Origin of the sequence: Mesorhizobium sp. M0626, from assembly GCF_040320665.1 — a bacterium.
GTDB lineage: Bacteria > Pseudomonadota > Alphaproteobacteria > Rhizobiales > Rhizobiaceae > Mesorhizobium.
In genome coordinates, this window is the sequence record NZ_JAMYQD010000037.1 from 1 (window position 1) to 19,991 (window position 19,991).

The window sequence follows — 19,991 nt, forward strand, 5'->3', positions numbered from 1 at the left end:
CCCCCCCCCCCCCCCCCCCCCCCCCCCCCCCCCCCCCCCCCCCCCCCCCCCCCCCCCCCCCCCCCCCCCCCCTTCTTCCCCCCCCCCCCCCCCCCCCCGCCGGCCCGCGGGGCCAAGGGTGCTGTCGGCGCGCTGCGAGCGACATTCAATTTCGGCCATAAGGGGCGGGTCTATTCGGACCTGCCCCTTTTCGCTGTTGCCTTGGCTTGACCGGCTCTTGCCGTGTTAGCATCGAACCAACGAAACCAGCCCCAGGAAGGCATGAGCCCGTCCCCGCAACTGATTGCCGAATGGCCGTTGTCGCCGTCAGCGACACTCGGGTCCGCCGTGCGCTCCAAGGGGATCGAACGTGAAGTCAGAGCCCGGCTGCCATGGGCAGTCAGGAAGCACGTCAAGGCCGAGACGGGGCGCATCGCATTGCGAATGTCGAGATCCGAAGCGGAAGCGTTCAAGGCCGCCTCTGCCAGTATCTCCAAAACACTGGAGGGAGTGGAGGCGCTGCCTGTGCTTCCACGCGAGGTCGAGGATATCCTTACGATCTCTTCGCGCGAGCGCCACAAATGGCTCAAGGACGGTCGGCTGCAAAGCACCGGCACACGCACCGTCAAGATGCGTGGGCGATCAAAGTCTGTCACCTTCCACGTTTTCGACCCGCGCCACATCGAGGACGTCCTGGACCGCGATTTGGCAACCGTGTGGAGAGAGCAGGATGTCCAGGAAGTCGCCGAGAACAGGCGGCGCGGCGCGGGCAAGGCCGCGTTGACGCGCGCGGGAAAGGGCACTGGCCAAGCGCGCACTGCGAGGAACGCCCGGGACACGGAGGGCCCGCCGCCCGGACTGAAGGGCTGGGATGCGTTCGAGGACGAAGGCCTGCTGCGATAATGATGCTGGTGCTTGCCCTTGTCCTTCGTGCGGGGCGAGCCTCCGCCTCAGCGCATCAATCCCGCTGCCCGCAGCGCGTCCTCGATGACCTTGGTGATCCCGCCCGCCGGACCGCCTGGCGGATTGACAGGCTCCGGGGCCGGATCGACACGGACAGCTCGCGGTTTTTCCTTCGGCGAGAAAGGCTGCAATGCAGTGCCTGAAGCGGCCTTGGCTTTCGCCGTGCGTCGTACCTCTGGCTTCGTCAGCCCCCAGAAACGGGCGATGTGGCGCGTCGAGGAAATCCCGGCATCCAGCATGAACGGCCCTGCTTTGCCGAGAGCATTGTCGCCGCTCGCCTGCAATGGCGTGCCATGGCCCATGCCGGCAATGCTGTATGCCTCGACCACGTCGCGGCCTTTGCCATCGGACCAGACTTTGCGGCTCTGACCGTCGACCTTTTCCGTGCGTGTCGGCGCTTGGGCGAGGCCGTGCACGCCCTGCCATTGCGCCAGCACCGCGCCGGCATTGGAAGGCACCACGGTCGTGTCGGCCGAGCCCTGCCAGATCGAAATCCTCGGCCACGGCCCCTTGTGCGGCGAAGCCTCCCGCAACAGACGCTGCAGGTCGGTTCTGGACGGGCCGCCATGGCCACGCATGCGGTCGAAGGCTTCGGGGATGGTCGAGGCGCTGCCATAGGCAAGCCCGGCAATGATCGCGCCACCGGCAAACACGTCCGGGTAGGTCGCCAACATCACCGCCGCCATGGCGCCGCCAGCGGAAAGGCCGGTGACGAATATCCGCTTGCGGTCGAGACCGTGAGTGACCACCGCCGCCTCGATCATCTGGCGGATGGACAGCGCCTCGCCGCCGTCGCGGCTTATATCGCCTGGCACGAACCAGTTGAAGCAAAGATTGGCGTTGTTGGCGCGCTGCTGCTCGGGGAAAAGCACGGCAAAACCCTGATCGGCAGCAAGTTCGGTCCAGCCGGAACCATGGTCGTAGCCGGCGGCAGTCTGGGTACAGCCATGCAGCACCACGACCAGCGCCGCCTGCTTCGGCAGGTTTTCAGGAAGATAAAGCCGCGCACGCAAGGCGCCCGGATTGGACCCGAACCCTGTCATCTCGGACAGGTGATCGTCCTTGCTCTGTCCTGCACCGGCTGGCCGGCGGCGCATCGCGCTCAGCCGGGCGATCGTATCGGATATGTCTCGCAAATTGGTATCCTTGCGCGCCGGAATGGGCAGACTCGTGCACACAACGCACACGCAGCAATATCGTTGCTGCACTGCACAATAACAAGCGGCACGGCCGATTAAATGACCGGTGGATCACAGGATCCGCTGCACAGCTTGTAACGACGAGCGCAATTTTGCCCCGGCTGACCTCTGGTCAGTCAGCCGGTCGAGGGCGGCAGGCGCTGGCTCACCAGCGCTGATGCACGTAGGGCTTGATGTTCTCATCGTAGACCGCCTTCACCTTGGCCATCAACTCGGAGGATAACGGCGCAAGCTCAGCCGCTTCCGCATTGGAAACCGCCTGCGCTGGATTGCGGGCGCCGGGAATGACAACCGTCACCGCATCGAACATCAGGATCCAGCGCAGCGCGAATTTCGCCATGGTGGTGTCGCCTGACACCAGCGGCCGCACCTTCTCGACCGCCGCCAGCCCGACCTCATAGGGCACGCCCGAAAACGTCTCGCCGACATCGAAGGCTTCGCCATTCCTGTTGAACAGGCGATGGTCGGTGGTCTCGAACTTGGTGTCCGCCCTGAACTTGCCGGACAGCAGGCCGCTGGCCAGCGGCACGCGGGCGATGACGGCGACATCGTTCTTTTTCGCCTGGTCGAAGAACAGCTCGGCCGGGCGCTGGCGGAAGGCGTTGAAGATGATCTGCACGCTGACGAACGCCGGGATATTGCATCGCCTTCAGCGCCTCTTCGACGCGCTCGACGCTGACGCCGTAGTTGCGGATCTTGCCCTGCTCGGTGAGCTTGTCGAGACGCTCGAACACCTCCGGATGATAGTAGAGATCGGTCGGCGGGCAATGCAGCTGCACCAGGTCGAGCGTGTCGGTCTCGAGGTATGTCAGGCTGCGGTCGATCCAGCCGGTGAGGTTCTCGACGCTGTAGCCCTCGACCGTCTGCTTCGGCAGCCGCCGTCCGGCCTTGGTGGCGATGAACGGGCGCGCGCCACCGCGTTCCTTCATAACCCGTGCGATCAGCTTTTCCGAACGGCCGTCGCCATAGACGTCGGCGGTGTCGAGGAAGCTGACGCCGGCATCGAGCGCGGCATGCAGGGCGGCGACCGCATCGTCGTCATTGACCTCGCCCCAGGCGGCGCCGATCGCCCAGGCGCCGAAGCCGATCTCGCTGACTGATCTGCCGGTACGGCCAAATTTCCGTGACTGCATTTTGCTTCCTGACTTGCGGCTTTGATGACGGTTCTGATTTCGGGAGCCTCATACCGCATGGCAACGCGATTGACATCCCTCTTCCTGGGATTTACCAGACTACAGGGTTGTATGACAACCCGGCAAGATTGCAACAATTTGGAGCCGGGAGGAACATGTCGCTGATGCGCCAACTTTATCTCGGCGGGGTCGCCGGATGAGCAGTCGGTCAACCGTGGTTGGCTCCCTAATCGTGAACAGCCTTGTCGCGCAGATCCTCGAAGCGGGCATAGCTTTTGGTCAGATGGCTGCGCATGGCGCGGCGCGCGGCGTTGACGTCCCTGGCTTCGATGGCCCCGAGAATGGCGCGATGCTCGCGCTGCATGCGGTCGAGATATTTTTCCCGCTCATCCTCGGTCATGCGGTCGAGCCGCGTCCAATGGCGCGGTACCATGGCGCTGCCGAACGTGTCGAACAACCGGGTGAAATTCGGGTTCTGCGTCGCCGCCAGAATGGCGCGGTGGAAACCAAAATCCTCTTCCGAGCCGGAGCCGCCGGCGCGCACCGCCGCGTCCAGCGCGTCGAGCCGCGCGCTCATCTGTTGAAGCGCCGCCTCGCTGCGCCGTTGGGCCGCAAGGCCGGTCGCTTCCACCTCGATGCCCATGCGCAGTTCGAGCACGCGCAGCACCTCGTCGATCGATTCGAGATCGTCGGGCAGCACGGAAAACGTCTTCGGCGGCGGATCCTTGGCGACGAAGGCGCCGAGCCCCTGGCGCGTGGTGATCAGCCCGCGCGCACGCAGCGCCGCCAGCGCCTCGCGCACCACGGTGCGGCTGACGCCTGTGGCAGCAACAATCTCCTGCTCGGTCGGCAGCCGCTGCCCCGGCGCAAGGTCACCGGATTCGATCTGCGCAATCAGCGTGTTGACCAGACCCGTCCGCAGGTTGGGCGCCTGCGGTATGGCGTCGAAAGTCATGGGCTCCGCCATCAGCGCGACTCCGGTTCGATTCTTGTTCAAAGGATTGCATCGACAGGTGCTCGCCGCAAGGTGACGAAAGGTGAGCCCGCCGGTGTGGGTCCAAGGAGAATTACATGAAAAAACCCGAGGATTGCGTGAAAGAACGCATCGGCTTCATCGGCCTGGGCAGTATGGGCGCCGGCATGGCCGACAATCTGCTGCGCAAGGGCTGGCCGCTGACGGTGCATGTCCACCGCAGCCGCACGGCCGCCGACCGGCTGATCGCCGCCGGCGCCACCGAAGCGCCAAGCCCGCGCGCGCTCGCCACCGCGAGCGACATCGTCATCCTGTGCGTCACCGGTTCGCGCGAGGTCGAAGCGCTGGTCAAGGGCGCAGACGGGCTTGCTGCGGCCAAGACGCCGCTGCTGATCATCGACTGCTCGACCTCCAATCCGTCATCGACGACAGCGCTTGCCGCCGACGTCGCGGAGCAGGGGATGACGCTGATGGACGCGCCGCTGGCGCGCACGCCCAAGGAAGCCACCGAGGGCAAGCTCGACGTCATGGTCGGCGGTGCGGCCGAGGTCGTCGCCCGAGCGCGGCCGGTGCTCGAAGCCTTCGCCGCGCGTGTCGTCCACACCGGCCCGACCGGCAGCGGCCACACCATGAAGCTGCTCAACAATTTCGTCTCGATGGGTTATTCCGCGATCTATTCCGAAGCGCTGAGCTTGGGTGCCAAGGCCGGGCTGACGCCCCAGGTCTTCAACAGCGTCATTTCCGGCAGCCGCATGGATTGCGGCTTCTACCAGGCCTTCATCGACTTCGTCCTCAACCGCAACGAAAACGCCCAACGCTTCGCCATCGCCAACGCGCTGAAGGACATGACCTACCTCGCCTCCTTCGCCCAGGCCGCCGGCATCGCCAACCCGATCGGCGCGGCGGTGCGCAATGGGTTCGCCACGGCTGTTACCACAGGCCATGGCGAGAAGTTCGTGCCGGCGCTGTCGGATATTGTGGCGGGGCTGAATGGAGTGTCGCTGGTGGAGCCGTCAGCTGGGTGAGGGGCGGATCGATAAGGCGCGGCAAACGCGTATTCGAGCGTAAGTCAACTGTAGCGTACGCTGGTCGAGCGCGGCGGCTCCGTTCGGAGCGCGCCGAAGACTGCTTCGCATGGCTCACGACAAGCGCCTTACATATCGGCGGATTGGTGAAGCCAGTCTCGCCCAAGCAGAAGGTGAAGCGACTCCTAAACAAGCGAAAAAAGAAGTAGGCTCTCGGCTGGGAGGACTACTAATGGCGCAAGAAACTTTCACTAAGGAATCGTTTTGGGCCGAGCTGGATAAACTTGGCGAGAGTGAAGTGCGGACACGTGTCGTCACCAAGCGATATGGCGAAGTTGGACACAAGCGAGCCCTTGCAGAAGACTGGCTTCAAGATTTGGACCGCAATCGTGCGTCGCTCTCCAATTTGGAACAGATACGCATTGCCCGAAGCGCAAAAAACGCCGCATGGGCGGCAGCTGTTGCAGCAATAATCGCTGCGGTTTGCGCCATTGTGGCTATTGTTGTTGTCCTTTAGCCAGAAGCCTTTTTGGCAAGCTTCCTTTTCTTCGCAGCGGTCAAGGGTTTTGGCTTCTGCGGCATCTTCGGCAAGCGGCGCAACACCTCGTCGCGCTTTTCCTGGTCTTTGTCTTTGGGGGTATCAGGCATGGAAGATAAATTTCGCAATTTGAATTTTGATCCGAGAAGTATCCCGCTTCGTCACCTACAAACAATCGGCCTCGCCTGTGCGGCCTACGCGCAGACCGAAGACCATTTGCAAATGGCGATAGCCGGATGCCTTGGCGTTGACGCTGAGCTTGGCTGGGCTGTTACAAGCCATATGACGGCGCCTCTCCGGGAGAACGTTTTAAAATCCGTCGCAGAAATCAAGCTCGACGATCTAGATGACTTAGACAAGCTCGACGAGCTGATCGAACTGGTAGGTAAGGCGGCCGAAAAGCGAAACAATATCGCGCATAACCTTTGGTGCACCGATGAGCGCACGCGTGAAGTCTTTGTCGTCAAAACGAGCGCAAGAGGTAGCGTTCGCGCTGACATGATCCCAATGCCGCTACCCAAGCTCAGGGAAGACGCGGACTTCATTTACGAAGCGGGAATAGAACTGTTCCGTTTTCTCATGGCCAAAAATCTTATTCCTGCGCTTCCGTCTGCTGACCGCCCGCGCTTCCATAAGACCAAGGCTGCGCGAAAGAAACGCATTAAAACGTAGATGCTCGTCGATGCCCGCCCTCGTTGAATTTGGTTCTATCCTCTTTTTGACTGGTGTCTCTCATGACCTCAAATCCTGACCCCTTGCGCAGCATAGGCGTCGCACTTTCAAATTGGTCGTTGGTAGAAATACAGATAGCCAATCTGTTCATGGCGGCGGCTGATATGAGAACCCAACAAAAAGCATATGCCGTTTTTGACGCGATCATCAGTTTCGATACACGACTGGCAATCTGCGACCGGCTGATGTCCTTAGAAGACATCGATGAGATTGAAGCTACCATGTGGGCGCAGCTCTCTGCGAAACTCTCTAAGTCTTACAGAAAACGACACGAGCTGGCGCATTTCTCGGCGAAGTTCGATGATACCGGTGACACCTGTATCGGCATAACGCCGTTTTTTAACTGGACCAAATTCGCACCAGAACTGATAAAGTTCTTACTGTTTTAGATATTCGCGAGCGATCCAAGAAATTTATAGATCTGCATATGGCCGTGGGATGGTTCAAGGATCGGGCGTTTTTTCGCCACGCAGGATCGCCTCTGCCAGATCAGCCAGAACCCGCCCTCGTTCCTCTAATTCGGGCTTTAGCAATCCAGAGGATAGAAGCGAAGAAACACCAAAGCCCGCCATCTCTGGAGTAATCTGAATTTTCGGTGCCGACCTGGCCTATTATTTCGCGGCGACAGGCCGACACCAATGGCATAACTCCTATCCCTCGGTTTGCTTGCGGATAGCCTTCCTTGCCTTGAATGCCGCACCGGAGGTGCGACCTCCGGCACAGGCGCTGCCGCTTCACTCTCGAGCAGATCAGGCGCGCCTGTAGGCTGGCGAGCACCAACCCATCCATGTCAAACCGCAAGATCGGTCGAGCGCGACATATCAGACGGCGCCTATCTGGTGTCGCCACGCAGGACGAGACGTTGATGACGGCACTTGAAAACTACCATGCCCGGATGCAGCGGGTGCTGGACCACATAGACCAGCATCTGGACGGCGATCTGGGCCTGGAAGCGTTGAGCGGCGTCGCGGCGTTCTCGAAATACCATTTCCACCGGCAGTTCACGTCAACCTTCGGCTTGTCCGTGCATCGCTATGTCCAGCTCGCCCGCCTGAAGCGCGCTTCGTACCGGCTTGCCGAGAGCGACGCCCAAAGCGTCACCGACATAGCGATGGATGCCGGTTACGACGCACCGGATGCCTTCGCCCGCGCCTTTCGGCAACGGTTCGGACAATCGCCTTCGTCGTTCCGGAAGTCTCCCGACTGGGGGGCGTGGCTCATGGCCTTCGGGCCGCTCGACAAAGCAAGGACCACGCTCATGCAGATAATCTTCGAACCCGCCGACGTGATGATCCGCGATGTGCCCCCGACGCCGGTGGCGATCATGGAGCATCGCGGCGACCGGGCGACGCTCCAGGACACCATCCAGCGCTTCATCGCCTGGCGCAAGGCGGCCGGCCTCTCGCCCCACACAAGCCCGACCTTCAACATCTTCCGTTCCGAAAGGGAGCCGGCGAACCCGGCCGATTACAGCATGGATATTTGTGCCGGAACCGACCTGCCGGTAGAAGGCGGGCCGATCGAGGACGCGCAGATGAAGGCCGGCGTGATCCCCGGCGGACGCTGCGCGGTGCTGCGCTATCCCGGCAACACCAACAATCTCGAGCCCGCAGCGCTCTACCTCTACCGCGAATGGCTTCCGGCCAGCGGCGAGGAGGCGCGCGACTTTCCGATCTATTGCCAGCGACACTTTTCGTCGAACGGACCGGTGCGCGAGGTGGTGCTTGAGCTGTTTTTGCCGCTGAAATAGCGCGGTGGGTGGCGGCCTATCTCCGGCCCTGAGCTGGTTGAGCCGACGACCGAGTGAAATCTGATATGGCGCTCCCCCACTCCGTCTCGGCTTCGCCGAGCCACCTCTACCCCCACATTCGTGGGGGAGAGGAAACCCAAGCTTTGAAGGGCTGCGATGTCGGAGATTGGCATTTCCTCATCCCCCATGAAATGGGGGGTCCGAAGGACGGGCGAGACCCGTGGCTCGCCCCGGCAAGGTGGCTCGGCGAAGCCGAGACGGAGTGGGGGTCAGCGCCGCCATAGGCGATTGGCCCAGCGCGCGGATAAGGCAAGGCTATCCCTAAGCCTGCCCGCGCACAGCCTTCCGCAACCGCGAATGCCGTACCGGAGACGCCGCCTCGGGCCCCGGCGCTATCTCCGCAGCTTCCCCCTCATGCAACCCCACCCGCAGCGCCGCGCCCGCCAGATGGTCGCGCATCGCCGCTTGCGCTCCTTCGGCGTCGCCGGCACGGATCGCTCTCAGGATGCGCTCATGTTCGCCGAGCGTGATGCGGGCCATGTCGTCCGACTTTTGCTGGTTGCCGGCGGCGAGAATGCTTTCGCGCACCCGCTCGGACACGAAGACCAGGAATTGGCCCATGTAGGAATTGCGCGTCGCCTCGGCGACGGTGCGGTGGAATTCGAGGTCGCTGCGCAGCCAGGCGACGCTGCCATAGGGGGCGGCGCGCATGCCGGACAGCGCATCGCCCATGGCTTTGAGATCGGCGTCGCTGCGCCGTTTTGCGGCAAGGGCCGCCGCCTGCACTTCGAGGATGCCACGCAGTTCGAACAGATTGCGAAACGAGTCGGCGCGCTGCAGCGTCTCATGGTCGATGGTCAGCACCGTCGGGTTGTTGCTCTCGACCACGAAGGCGCCGCGCCCCTGCTGCGACCAGATGCGGCCTTCCGAGCGCAGCCGCGCGATCGCCTCGCGCACGACGTTGCGGCTGACGCCGAATGTGGTCGCCAGCGCCTGTTCGGTCGGCAGTTGGTCACCCGGCTTCAGCCGGCCTTGCGCGATCTCGCGCGAGATGGAACTGGCCACCAGAGTGGAGAGGTGTGGGCCGCGATTGACCTTGTCGAGTTTCAGCGTCATCGCTCACCTATAGTCGACGGCGGGTGCGGACGCCAGAATGCGGCCGTTGCTGAGAATGTGGCGCGGGTCGAATGCGTCCTTGATGCCGGCGGCGAGGTCGAGCGTCACCGGATCGATGCGTTCGAGGAACGCCTTCTGCTTGACCCGGCCGATGCCGTGCTCGGCGCTGATCGAGCCGCCATAGCGATCGACGACGGTGAAGATCTCGGCTTCCGCCTGCTCGAACAGATGTTCCATCGCCTCGGTGCCCATGCCTTCCGGCGGCACGACGTTGAGGTGGATGTTGCCGTCGCCGACATGGCCGTAGGTGACAGCCAGGGCGTCGGGCCGGGCTTTCTCCAAGGCGGCCAGCGCATCGGTGACGAAATCGGCAAGCCTGGAGATCGGCACCGACACATCGGTGCGCAGGTAGCGCCCGCCCCTGCCTTGCCGCTCGACCATGATCTCGCGGTAGAGCCACAACCGCTCACCTTGAGCCCTGGTCGAAGCGATGACGCCGTCCTCGACGATGTCCTCGACGCTGCCGAGAAACCCCAGCAGCATATCGGAGAGGTCGATCAGCCCGCCCGACGACACCTCGATCAGCACATAGACGGGATAGGGCTGGCTGAGCGGATCGGGAAAATCCTGGCCTTCGCGCATGGTGATCTCGATGCCGCCGCGCAGGATCAGTTCGAAGGCGGTGAGCAAATCGCTGCAATCGCGCCGCGCCCTTGCATAGAGTGCCATCGCGTCCTCGACGGAGCGCAGGCCAACCAGCGCGGTTTCGATCTGCGTCGGCTTGGGGAATAGTTTCAGCGCCGCCGCGGTGACGATGCCGAGCGTGCCCTCCGAGCCGATGAAGATCTGCTTCAGATCATAGCCGCGATTGTCCTTGCGCAGCACTTTCAGCCCGTTCCAGATGCGGCCGTCGGCCAGCACCACTTCGAGGCCAAGCACCAGGTCGCGCGTCATGCCGTAGCGCAGCACGTTGAAGCCGCCGGCATTGGTGGCGACATTGCCGCCGATGCGGCAGCTGCCCTGCGCGCCGAAAGTGATCGGCAGCAGGCAGTCGCTCGCTTCGGCGGCGCGCTTGGCGTCCTCGAGAATGCAGCCGGCCTCGACCACCATGGCGAAGTCGGTCGGGCTGATCGAGCGAATCTTGTTCATGCGCTCCAGCGAGATGACGATCTCGCCGCCATCCGCCGCCACTGCGGCGCCGACGAGCCCGGTCAACCCGCCTTGCGGCACGACCGGAATGCGCTCGGCATGGCAGAACCGCATCAGCGCCGACATTTCCTCCACCGAAGAGGGCCGCGCCACGGCCAGCGGCCGGCCGAAATGATCGCCCGACCAATCGCGGCTGTAGCGCGCCAGATCCTCTTCGTCGGTCAGCAGCCCGCCATTCGGCAGCAGGCCGGCCAGGGCTGCGATCTGCGATGCGGAGGTTGGCGGCACGGCATTCATGGATTGGCTCTGGGCCCCTCGGCAAAACGACTGGACAAATACCGGCGTTGTCGTGTTATCATACAACCCTGATTGAGAACATCAAGCGAGGCCATCTTACCGCCAAGCGTTCGATGTGGATGATCAGACTCGCAAATCACAGAATTCGGAGGACTTCCCCAATGAGCGACGCCCCGGGCTTTCGCTATATGCACACCATGATCAGGGTGCTCGACCTCGACAAGTCGATCGCCTTCTACACCGAGGTGCTCGGCATGACCCTGCTGCGTCGCGACGACTACCCCGGCGGCAAGTTCACCAACGCCTTTGTCGGCTATGGCCCCGAGGACAAGGAAGCCGTCGTCGAGCTGACGCTGAACTGGGGCCGCGACGAACCCTACGAGATCGGCACCGGCTTCGGCCATCTGGCGCTCGGCGTCAACGACATCTACGCCGTCTGCGCCGAACTGGAAAAGCGCGGCGCCAAGATCCCGCGCAAGCCCGGCCCGATGCAGCACGGCACCACCCACATCGCTTTCGTCGAAGACCCCGACGGCTACAAGATCGAGCTGATCGGCCTCGACACGATGTGATCCGATCGGGCCGGACCGCATCGGCCTCGCGCCGATGCGGTCCCGTCCTGTCCGCGCTTGCCTGGGAGGCGGGATCACTTGATGACCGCGATCTTGCTGCGGTCGATGGTAATGGCGACGGCAGCGATCAGCACCGCGCCGAACACCATGTTTTCCAGGAAGATATTGACGCCGACAAAGGTCATGCCGATGCGCACGATCGAGATGATCAGCGCGCCGACCGCCGTGCGGGCAACGCCGCCGAGCCCGCCGGTGATCGCCGTGCCGCCGACAATGACGGCGGCGATGGCCGGCAGCAGCAGCTGGTTGGCCAGCACCGGCGAGCCGCTCGACAGCCTGGCTGCCAGCACGACGCCGGCGATGGCCGCGAGCATACCCGACGCGGCAAAGGCGATGATCTTGGTGCGGTCGACATTGATGCCCGCCGCCCACGCCGCCGGCTCGCCGGCGCCGACCGCAATCGCCTGGCGGCCGAAGCGTGTGTAGCGCAGCGCCAGAAAGGCGGCGATGCCGATCACCGTCGAAATCAGCACCACCACGGGAATGCCGGCGACAGTGGCGTTGATCCAGGCGGTGTTTTCGCGACCAGCCTCCTCGATGGTGATGGCGCGGCCATTGGAGACCCAGAGCGCCAGGCCGGTGACCACGCCGCCGGTGGCGAGCGTCGCGACGAAGGACGGCACGCGCAGCTTGACGTGGACGACACCGCTCAACACGCCGAAGGCGAGCCCCGACAGGATCGCCACCGGAAAGGCGGCGAGGCCGAGCGACGGCAGCAATTGCGCCAGGATGACGCTGGCTAGTGACGCCACCGCCTGGATCGACAAATCGATGCCGCCGAGCAGAATGGCGAAGGTGACGCCGGTCGCCAGGATGAACAGCACGGCGGTGTTGGCAAACAAAAGCGCCACGGTTTCGCCGGTGAGGAAGCCGGGCGCGGCGATCTCGATGATCAGCAGCAGGCCGACCAGCAGGATCAGCGGAATGGCGCCTTGCGTCCACTTGCCCTCGAAAACCTGCCTGATGGAGAACGCCTCATTCATCGGTTCACACCATTGCCCTGAGAAGATCGACCTGGTTCGGCTTGTTGCCCGGACTGGCATCGAAGCGCGCGGTGATTGCACCGTCGCGCATCACCAGCACCTGGTGCGACAGACCGATCGTTTCCTCCAGCGTGTCGGAAATCAAAAGGATCGCCACGCCTTGCGCCGAGAGATCGCGCACCAATTCGTAGACCTCCTCCTTGGCGCCGACATCGAGGCCGCGTGTGGGATGGTCGAGCACCAGGATGCGCGAGCCCGCCGTCATCCAGCGCGCCAGCACCACCTTCTGCTGGTTGCCGCCGCTGAGCTTGCGGCAGGCGGCATCGGGACCGGGCGCCTTGATGCGCAGCCGCTTGATCCAGTCGGCGGCAAGCCGGCGCTCCTTGCCATAGTCGATGGCGCCATGGCGCATGACGCTGGAGAGATCGGCCAGCGAAATGTTCTCCGCGATCGACAGGAACATCACCAGCCCTTCGAGCCGGCGCTCGCGCGGGACATAGCCGATGCCCTTGCGCACAGCCGGCTCCGGCGAGGAGAAGCGCACGGCATCGCCGGCGATTTTCATCTCGCCGGCATCATGCTGGACGAAGCCGCCAACGGTGCGCGTCACCTCCTCGCGGCCGGAGCCGACGACGCCGGCAATGCCGACAATCTCGCCGGCCCGGATCGAGAGATCGACGCCGTGATAGTAACCGTTGGCGCCAAGCCCCTTGGCCTCGACCATCACGATATCGCGCGGCGCGAGCTGGCGGGCCTCGCGGTAATATTCGGCCTGCAGGCCGCGCCCGACCATGATCTCGTGCAGCTCCGGCGCGGTGACTTCAGCTGCGCGGTGCTCGGCGACGACCGCGCCGTCCTTCATCGTGTAGACACGGTCGGAGATGTTGAGCACCTCGTCGAGGCGGTGCGAGACGAACACAAAACTGGCGCGGGATTTAAGCGAGCGCACCCGCGCGAACAGCACCTCGATATCAGCGGCGTTGAGCACCGAGGTCGGCTCGTCGAGCAGGATGAGCAACTGCCGCTCGACCACTTCCTCCAAGGTCAGCGCCTTGGCGAGCTCGACCATCTGGCGTGCGGCGAAGGTGAGTTCGGAGGTGCGCGCGGTGACGTCGATGTCGATGCCGATCTTGGCCAGTTGCCGCCGCGCCGCCGCGTTCATGGCGCGCCAATTGACGAGGCCGAAGCGGGTGAAGCGGTCCTCTTCGCCGAGATAGATGTTTTCGGCAACCGTCAGGTTCAGCACCAGCGACTGCTCCTGGAACACCATGCCGATGCCATGCCTGGCCGCATCACGGGCGTTGCGCATGCGCAGCTGTTCGCCATCCAGCGTGAGCGAGCCGCCATCCGGCCGGTAGCCGCCGGCCAGCACCCGCATCAGCGTCGACTTGCCGGCGCCGTTCTCGCCGATCAGCCCGACAACTTCATTGGGCCGCACCTCGATGGAGACGTCGCGCAGCGCCTGGACGCCGGGGAAATTCTTGATGATGTTGGACGCCTGCAGCATGGCGTTCACTTGACGATTTTCAGGCGGACACGGTCGAGCGACAGCGCCACCGCGGCGATGATCATCAGACCCTGCACCGTCTGCTGGATGTAGGGCGAGATGCCGAGCAGGATCATGCCATTGGCAAGCACGGTGACGATCAGCACACCGATCAGCGTGTTGACGACGCCGCCCTCGCCGCCGGTCAAAGCGGTGCCGCCGACGACCACTGCGGTGACCGCTGCAAACAGCCTGCCGTCGCCGATGACGGCGTGCGACTGGCCTAGCTGTGCCGCGGCCAGCACGCCGGCAATGCCGAAGAAGAAACCGGCCAGCGCAAAAGCGGTGATGCGCACGCGCACGACATTGACGCCGGAGAGCTTGGCGACATCCTCATCACCGCCGATCGCCAATATGTGGCGGCCGAGCTTGGTGTGATACTGGATGACAGTGGAGAGCAGGAAGGCGCCGAACGCGACCCAGACCGCCACCGGAAGGCCGAGGAAACGGTGCAAGGCCAGGTCGCGGATCGAGGCGTCGTTCAGCTTGATGGCCGTGCCGCCCAGCATATAGACCGACAGGCCGAGGCCGATGAACCACATGCCGAGCGTGCCCATGAAGGACGGGATGCGCAGCATGGTCTGGACGAGACCGCTGACGAAGCCCATGGCGGTGCCGGCGGCGATGGCAGCGAGCACCGCCCACCAGCCATAGTCGTTGCCGTTGCCGTCATTGGCGGCGAGCAGCACAAGCACCATCGCCGCCACCGAAAGCGTGCCTTCGACTGCAAGGTCGATGCTGCCCATCAGGATGATGAAGGTCAGCCCCATGGCCAGCGTCAGCGGCACGGCGGCGGAATTCGCAAGCCGCACCAGATTGCGCAGCTCGATGAAATTGGGATTGGCAATGGCGATGAGTGCGCAGAGTACAATCAGCACCGCCAGCGGCGCCAGGCTGCGCCAGCGCCTGCCGCCCAGGAATGTCGCGATGCGGCCGGGGAACGATGTCATGGGCGTCGTCCGCTCGATGTCCGAAACGGACTTCAGGGGTTCTGTATGGATTGTCAAGAAACCGCTTCCCGTCTGCTGGTGACAGCCGTCGCGACAAGGGGATCGCGACGGCTGCGGGAGGAAGCGGGCCGCCAGGGAGTTGCAGCCCACTCCGATGGATCAGGTGCGGATTGCTCCGGTGACCCGGCCCCACAGATCGTTCCAGTCGATCTCGGGCTTCGCATCGACATTGGTCTTGTAATATTCCTCGACATTGTCGTGCGAGATCAGCACCGCCTTGCCGTAGAACTCACGGTGCTCCGCGGGCTCCTTGGTTGGGTCGAACTTGCCGATCTTGGCGTTGTAGCCGATGGCCAGACCCATGCCGCCCTGCCAGAACGGATCCGAAGTGACGGTGCAGGCGAACTCGCCGGTGCGCACCGCATCGACCGCCGTCTTGATGCCGTCGACGCCGACGATCGGCACCTTGCCGGCGAGATTTTCGGCACGCAGCGCTTCCAGAGCGCCCGAGCCCATATCGTCATTGGCCGCCCAGATGCCCTTGATGTCGTCGCCGAAGCGGGTGAGCAGATTGCCCATCAGGTCGAAGGCTTCGGTCGACTTCCAGTTGGCGACCTGGAAGTCGAGCAGCTTGATGTCCGGGTTGGCAGCAAGGGCTGCGTCGAGGCCCTTCTTGCGCTCGATCGCCGCCGTGGTCGAGATCAGGCCGCCGAGCGCTACGATGCCGCCCTTGCCGCCAATGGTCTTGAACAGGATCTCGGCGATGGTCTTGCCGCTGTCGATGCCGTCGAACTCGATATGCGAGACATAGTTCGGGTTGAAATCCTTCGGGTGCAGATCCCCAGGCTTGTTCCACTGCGTCACCACATAGGCGCCGGCCTTGGCGCAGGCCTCGACGATCGGGCGCGCATCGGGCGTGTCGTTGGGATCGGAATTCAGCACCATGTTGCCGCCGGTCTTGGCCAGCATCGCCTTGATGTCGGCAATGCCCTTCTCGCTGTTGCCTTCCGAAACCAGCGTGACGTGCTCCAGCCCGGCCCATTTGGCATACGCTTCGGCGCCGGTCTTCCACACCGCGTGATAGGGGTTGGACAGCGAGCGGATCGACGTCACCAGTGTCGGCTTGTCCTGCGCGCGCAACACGCTCGGCATGGCGAGTGCCGCCACGCCGGCGGTGGCGCCCATCATCAGCGTGCGCCGGTTGACCGCAAAATTCTTCGTGTCGTTCATACCTCGAAACCTCCCGATTGAATTCTGTTCCGCCCGGCATCTTGCGCAGGGAGCGCGGCCGGGACCTCCTGGTGAGGATCATCAAGCTCCTCCACTTGTACGACAACCCTTCAACACGATAACCATACCCTTTCTCTTGACGTGGCACAAGCGACTTGAGATCGTCGCGCGCAAGAGGAAGGGGCGGTGATTTTCATCGCCCGCCGGAGCATGATCCCTAGAAGTGGGAACCGGTTTTCTCGGACAAATCGAGAAACCGTTTTGTCCGGAGATCATGCTCCAACAAAGAGAACCCGGGAGTGGAAATGACGGATTACATCATTGTCGGCGGCGGTTCGGCTGGCTGCATTCTGGCCGCCCGGCTGAGCGAGGACCCGGACGTGTCCGTCATGCTGCTCGAGGCCGGTCCGCCCGACACCGATCGCTACATCCATCTGCCGGTCGGCTTCTTCAAGATGACGTCGGGGCCGCTGATCTGGGGCTATGACACCGCGCCCGGCAAGGAAATCGACGGCCGCACCATGGTCTATCCGCAAGCCCGCGTGCTGGGCGGGGGCTCCTCGATCAACGCCCAGGTGTTCACCCGCGGTTGCCCGCAGGATTATGACGGCTGGGCGGCTGACGCCGGCTGTGCCGGCTGGAGCTATGCCGACGTGCTGCCCTACTTCGTCCGCTCCGAGGGCAACGACACTTTTGCCGATGCGCAGCATGGCATTGACGGCCCGCTCGGCGTCTCCAGCGGCGCGCCGCATCCGCTGACCCGCATCTTCGTCAAGGCGGCGCAGCAGGCGGGCCTTCCTTTCCGCGCCGACTTCAACGCCGGTGAGCAGGCGGGCGCCGGCTTCTACCAGACGACGACGCGTCGGGGGAAACGCTCGAGCACGGCGGTCGCCTATCTGAAGCCGGCGCTCGGCCGCAAGAATCTGACGCTACGCACCGACGCCTCCGTCAGCCGCATCGTGGTCGAGAACGGCCGCGCCATCGGTGTCGAGATCATCGTCAATGGCCGCACCGAACTGCTCCGCGCCGAGCGCGAAGTCATCGTCGCCGCCGGCGCCATCGGCTCGCCGAAATTGCTGATGCTGTCCGGCATCGGCCCGGCCGTGCATCTCGGCCATCACGGCATCAAGGTGGTCCACGATTCCAAAAACGTCGGCCAGAATCTGCACGATCACATGGACGTCGATGTCGTCGCCGAGCTCAACGGACCGCACGGCATCGACCGTTACAAGAAGAAGCGCTGGCAAGCGGTCGCCGGTCTTGAATATGCGCTGTTCGGCAAGGGGCCGGTGGCCTCCAACATCGTCGAGGCCGGCGGCTTCTGGTGGGGCGACCGCGCGGAGAAGACGCCGGACATCCAGTTCCATTTCCTGCCCGGCGCCGGCGTTGAGGAAGGCATCGGCTCGGTTCCCGGCGGCAATGGCTGCACGCTGAACTCCTACCATGTGCGCCCGCGTTCGCGCGGCAGCGTCACGCTCAAGTCCGCGGACCTGCGCGATGCGCCCATCATCGACCCCAACCCGTTCGCCGAGCGCTATGATCTCGAACGCGCCATCGACGGCATCGAGATCAGCCGCGAAATCCTGTCGCAGCCAGCCTTCGCCAGATACATCAGCCGCGAGCATCTGCCCGGCAAGGCGATGCAGGGGCGCTCAGCACTCGAAGCCTTCGCCCGAGAACATGGCCGCAGCGCCTATCACCCAGTCGGCACCTGCCGGATGGGCGGCGATGCCGACAGCGTCGTCGACCCCGAGCTTCGCGTGCGCGGGCTGCAAGGCCTGCGCGTCTGCGACAGCTCGGTCATGCCGAGCATCGTGTCGTCGAACACCAACGCCGCCGTGGTCATGATTGCGGAGAAGGCGGCGGATCTGATTGCGGGGCGGATGCTGCCGGTGGCGTAAGCAGGACAATGGCATGTGGTGGCGCCATGCGATTGCCTTGCCTTGAGCACCTGTCGCTGAGCGCATAGCACTCGAACCCCACTAAAAACGACAGCCTCCCGCAGCGCCTTCAACCGGCGCTTGCGCAACCCACCAACCGACCGGAAACCCCCGGTTGCGGGCCCGTTGCCGACGCCTGCGCGGGGATGTGAAAGCGCTTTGGCGCCAGTTCCGCGATCACACCATATGAACCGATCCAACCTCTGCTAGCTTGTGGACGTGGGACTTGTCCCGCTTTGGCCGGTGCTTCAGGCAACCCCATCCCAACCCCCCGCCCCCTGTGGCGCCGGCCATCCCCCTCCCTTCTACCAGGCTTCCCGACCTGCCATCCTCAGCCGTCCTTGCCAACTTCGAGGTCGACGACGAGGCCTGATGCGTTGCATGCAAATCCAAACCATCGGGCAGCGTATCGAGGAATTTCACATCGGCTGTCTGGACGACCTCCTGAAAGGCGACCAGATCCGGGTCGAGCCGCCCCAGCTCCCGGTTGATGGCCGCCAGGCGCTCCGGTTCGCCTTCCGTGTTGCAGACATTGAGAGTAACGAGACGTAAGCGCATAGGACTTTTCCTCAATGTTGAACGACCCTCGACGCACGCGACGTGGATAGGTGCCACGGTAGGTTTCCGTGTCTGGTGACGTTCAGCGAACCACCGCCTCGATGCGTTCCAAGCGGTGCGCGAAACGGCTTGGCCATCGGCGCGGTTCGGCTTGCCAAATGCCGCCATGCCGCCCATACACGGCTTGAACAACCGCCCCGAGGGTCCGCGCCCATTTTGCCAAAGGATACTCTCCGATGTCTGTGACGCCGTCGCCGTGGTCAAAACCGTGACGGCTTCCCTCGCAAGCCTGGGCTGGACGGATTTCTTCGGCGACCAGCTTGAAGCCGATGAGGCAGACCTCGTGCCGACGCGCATCGCCTCGGTGCACCGCGACCGCCTGGCCGGCCTGTCCCGGGCAGGGCCAGTGGATCTGACGCTGCCGGCCAATGCCAACACCGGCGACTACGCCGTCGGCGACTGGGTGCTGGTCGAGCAGCATACACATCTGCTGCGCCGCCGGCTGACCCGCAAGACGGTGCTGGAGCGCCGTACCCAGGGCGGCAGGATCCCGCAGCTGGCCGCGGCCAATGTCGACACGCTGTTCATCGTGACGTCCTGCAATGCCGATTTCAACATCGCCCGGCTCGAGCGCTATCTGGCGCTGGCCAACCAGGCCGGAACGACGCCGGTGATCCTGCTGACCAAGGCCGACACCGCTGACGATGCCGAGAGATACCAAAGCCAGGCTGCCGCCCTTCAGCGTGGTTTGCCCGTAGTGACGCTGAACCCGCGCGTCGCCGATGCCGCAGCGGCGCTTGCTCCCTGGTGTGGCGCAGGGCAGACGGTGGCGCTGGTCGGCTCCTCCGGCGTCGGCAAATCGACGCTGGTCAACACGCTGGCCGGAGCGGCGCAGCAATCGCCGCAACAGACTGCGGGCATTCGCGAGCACGATGCCAAGGGTCGCCACACCACCACGGCGCGGTCGCTGCACCCCATTGCCGGTGGCGGCTGGGTAATCGACACGCCGGGCATGCGCACGCTGCATGTCAGCGACGTCGCATCCGGCATCGACACGCTGTTTGCCGAAATCACCGAGCTCGCACCGCTGTGCAAGTTCCGCGACTGCACCCATGTCCACGAACCGGGCTGCGCGGTGCAGGCTGCGTTGAAGGCGGGTACGCTCGACCCTGAGCGCCTTGCCCGCTGGCGCAAGCTGTCGGAGGAAAACCAGGGCAACACGCCGGTTCAGAGCGGCCCGCGCGGCAACAAATCTCCTACCGCGCGCCCGAAGCGGCGTTGAACATCCGGAAAATTCC

The 19,991-nt window shown here is 63.9% G+C and carries 18 protein-coding genes and 1 pseudogene; 9 read left to right on the forward strand and 10 right to left on the reverse strand.

Annotated features, from left to right (window positions below; genetic code table 11):
* Window positions 1-261 precede the first annotated feature (261 nt).
* Window positions 262-882, forward strand: coding sequence for a hypothetical protein (locus NKI37_RS30725; protein ID WP_027049775.1), 621 nt, complete (start codon window positions 262-264; stop codon window positions 880-882).
* Between the two features lie 47 nt (window positions 883-929).
* Here the strand turns inward: NKI37_RS30725 and NKI37_RS30730 are convergent, their stop codons facing one another.
* The 3 genes and pseudogenes from NKI37_RS30730 to NKI37_RS30740 form a co-directional block, all read right to left on the reverse strand.
* Entirely contained in the window at window positions 930-2,078 is a 1,149-nt protein-coding gene (locus NKI37_RS30730) for an extracellular catalytic domain type 1 short-chain-length polyhydroxyalkanoate depolymerase (RefSeq protein WP_352659288.1), read from the reverse strand.
* 208 nt (window positions 2,079-2,286) lie between these two features.
* A pseudogene (locus NKI37_RS30735) lies at window positions 2,287-3,274 on the reverse strand (aldo/keto reductase).
* 226 nt (window positions 3,275-3,500) lie between these two features.
* Window positions 3,501-4,241: a FadR/GntR family transcriptional regulator gene (locus tag NKI37_RS30740; protein WP_023737587.1), complete on the reverse strand. Its 741-nt coding sequence runs from the start codon at window positions 4,239-4,241 to the stop codon at window positions 3,501-3,503.
* Window positions 4,242-4,345: 104 nt separating this feature from the next.
* Between NKI37_RS30740 and NKI37_RS30745 the strand changes: the two genes are divergently transcribed.
* From NKI37_RS30745 to NKI37_RS30765, 5 genes are all read left to right on the forward strand, one after another.
* Window positions 4,346-5,272, forward strand: a complete 927-nt coding sequence (locus NKI37_RS30745; protein WP_352788475.1) for an NAD(P)-dependent oxidoreductase — start codon at window positions 4,346-4,348, stop codon at window positions 5,270-5,272.
* A 109-nt stretch (window positions 5,273-5,381) separates the two neighbouring features.
* Entirely contained in the window at window positions 5,382-5,789 is a 408-nt protein-coding gene (locus NKI37_RS30750; protein ID WP_352463706.1) for a hypothetical protein, read from the forward strand.
* A 12-nt stretch (window positions 5,790-5,801) separates the two neighbouring features.
* Window positions 5,802-6,482 carry a hypothetical protein gene (locus NKI37_RS30755; protein ID WP_352788473.1) on the forward strand — a complete coding sequence of 227 codons (681 nt, stop codon included), beginning with the start codon at window positions 5,802-5,804 and terminating at the stop codon, window positions 6,480-6,482.
* Window positions 6,483-6,544: 62 nt separating this feature from the next.
* Window positions 6,545-6,931 (forward strand): hypothetical protein, encoded by a 387-nt coding sequence (locus tag NKI37_RS30760; RefSeq protein WP_352788471.1) that lies wholly within the window; start codon window positions 6,545-6,547, stop codon window positions 6,929-6,931.
* Between the two features lie 473 nt (window positions 6,932-7,404).
* Window positions 7,405-8,292, forward strand: coding sequence for an AraC family transcriptional regulator (locus NKI37_RS30765; protein ID WP_352788469.1), 888 nt, complete (start codon window positions 7,405-7,407; stop codon window positions 8,290-8,292).
* Between the two features lie 321 nt (window positions 8,293-8,613).
* On the opposite strand, the gene NKI37_RS30770 is transcribed toward NKI37_RS30765, so the two are convergent.
* Both NKI37_RS30770 and NKI37_RS30775 read right to left on the reverse strand, forming a co-directional pair.
* Entirely contained in the window at window positions 8,614-9,408 is a 795-nt protein-coding gene (locus NKI37_RS30770; protein WP_352788466.1) for a FadR/GntR family transcriptional regulator, read from the reverse strand.
* A gap of 3 nt (window positions 9,409-9,411) precedes the next feature.
* Window positions 9,412-10,854 carry an FAD-binding oxidoreductase gene (locus tag NKI37_RS30775; RefSeq protein ID WP_023828360.1) on the reverse strand — a complete coding sequence of 481 codons (1,443 nt, stop codon included), beginning with the start codon at window positions 10,852-10,854 and terminating at the stop codon, window positions 9,412-9,414.
* A gap of 161 nt (window positions 10,855-11,015) precedes the next feature.
* Between NKI37_RS30775 and gloA the strand changes: the two genes are divergently transcribed.
* Window positions 11,016-11,426, forward strand: a complete 411-nt coding sequence (gene gloA / locus NKI37_RS30780; protein WP_023691899.1) for a lactoylglutathione lyase — start codon at window positions 11,016-11,018, stop codon at window positions 11,424-11,426.
* Between the two features lie 74 nt (window positions 11,427-11,500).
* On the opposite strand, the gene NKI37_RS30785 is transcribed toward gloA, so the two are convergent.
* The 4 genes from NKI37_RS30785 to NKI37_RS30800 all read right to left on the reverse strand — a co-directional run bounded on the left by NKI37_RS30785 (window position 11,501) and on the right by NKI37_RS30800 (window position 16,195).
* Window positions 11,501-12,469: an ABC transporter permease gene (locus NKI37_RS30785; RefSeq protein ID WP_352788463.1), complete on the reverse strand. Its 969-nt coding sequence runs from the start codon at window positions 12,467-12,469 to the stop codon at window positions 11,501-11,503.
* A gap of 4 nt (window positions 12,470-12,473) precedes the next feature.
* Window positions 12,474-13,976, reverse strand: coding sequence for a sugar ABC transporter ATP-binding protein (locus tag NKI37_RS30790; protein WP_023671076.1), 1,503 nt, complete (start codon window positions 13,974-13,976; stop codon window positions 12,474-12,476).
* A gap of 5 nt (window positions 13,977-13,981) precedes the next feature.
* Window positions 13,982-14,965: an ABC transporter permease gene (locus tag NKI37_RS30795; protein WP_023671075.1), complete on the reverse strand. Its 984-nt coding sequence runs from the start codon at window positions 14,963-14,965 to the stop codon at window positions 13,982-13,984.
* A gap of 159 nt (window positions 14,966-15,124) precedes the next feature.
* The gene (locus tag NKI37_RS30800) at window positions 15,125-16,195 is read right to left on the reverse strand and encodes a sugar ABC transporter substrate-binding protein (RefSeq protein WP_023671074.1); all 1,071 of its coding nucleotides are present in this window, start codon (window positions 16,193-16,195) and stop codon (window positions 15,125-15,127) included.
* 305 nt (window positions 16,196-16,500) lie between these two features.
* On the opposite strand from NKI37_RS30800, the gene NKI37_RS30805 reads away from it, so the two are divergent.
* The gene (locus tag NKI37_RS30805; RefSeq protein ID WP_023671073.1) at window positions 16,501-18,096 is read left to right on the forward strand and encodes a GMC family oxidoreductase; all 1,596 of its coding nucleotides are present in this window, start codon (window positions 16,501-16,503) and stop codon (window positions 18,094-18,096) included.
* Window positions 18,097-18,312: 216 nt separating this feature from the next.
* Here NKI37_RS30805 and NKI37_RS30810 read toward each other — a convergent pair whose 3' ends face one another.
* On the reverse strand, window positions 18,313-18,693 hold the full coding sequence (locus tag NKI37_RS30810; protein WP_023726494.1) for an endonuclease/exonuclease/phosphatase family protein: 381 nt from the start codon (window positions 18,691-18,693) through the stop codon (window positions 18,313-18,315).
* A 256-nt stretch (window positions 18,694-18,949) separates the two neighbouring features.
* Between NKI37_RS30810 and rsgA the strand changes: the two genes are divergently transcribed.
* Window positions 18,950-19,975 carry a ribosome small subunit-dependent GTPase A gene (gene rsgA, locus NKI37_RS30815; RefSeq protein WP_502896331.1) on the forward strand — a complete coding sequence of 342 codons (1,026 nt, stop codon included), beginning with the start codon at window positions 18,950-18,952 and terminating at the stop codon, window positions 19,973-19,975.
* Window positions 19,976-19,991 lie beyond the last annotated feature (16 nt).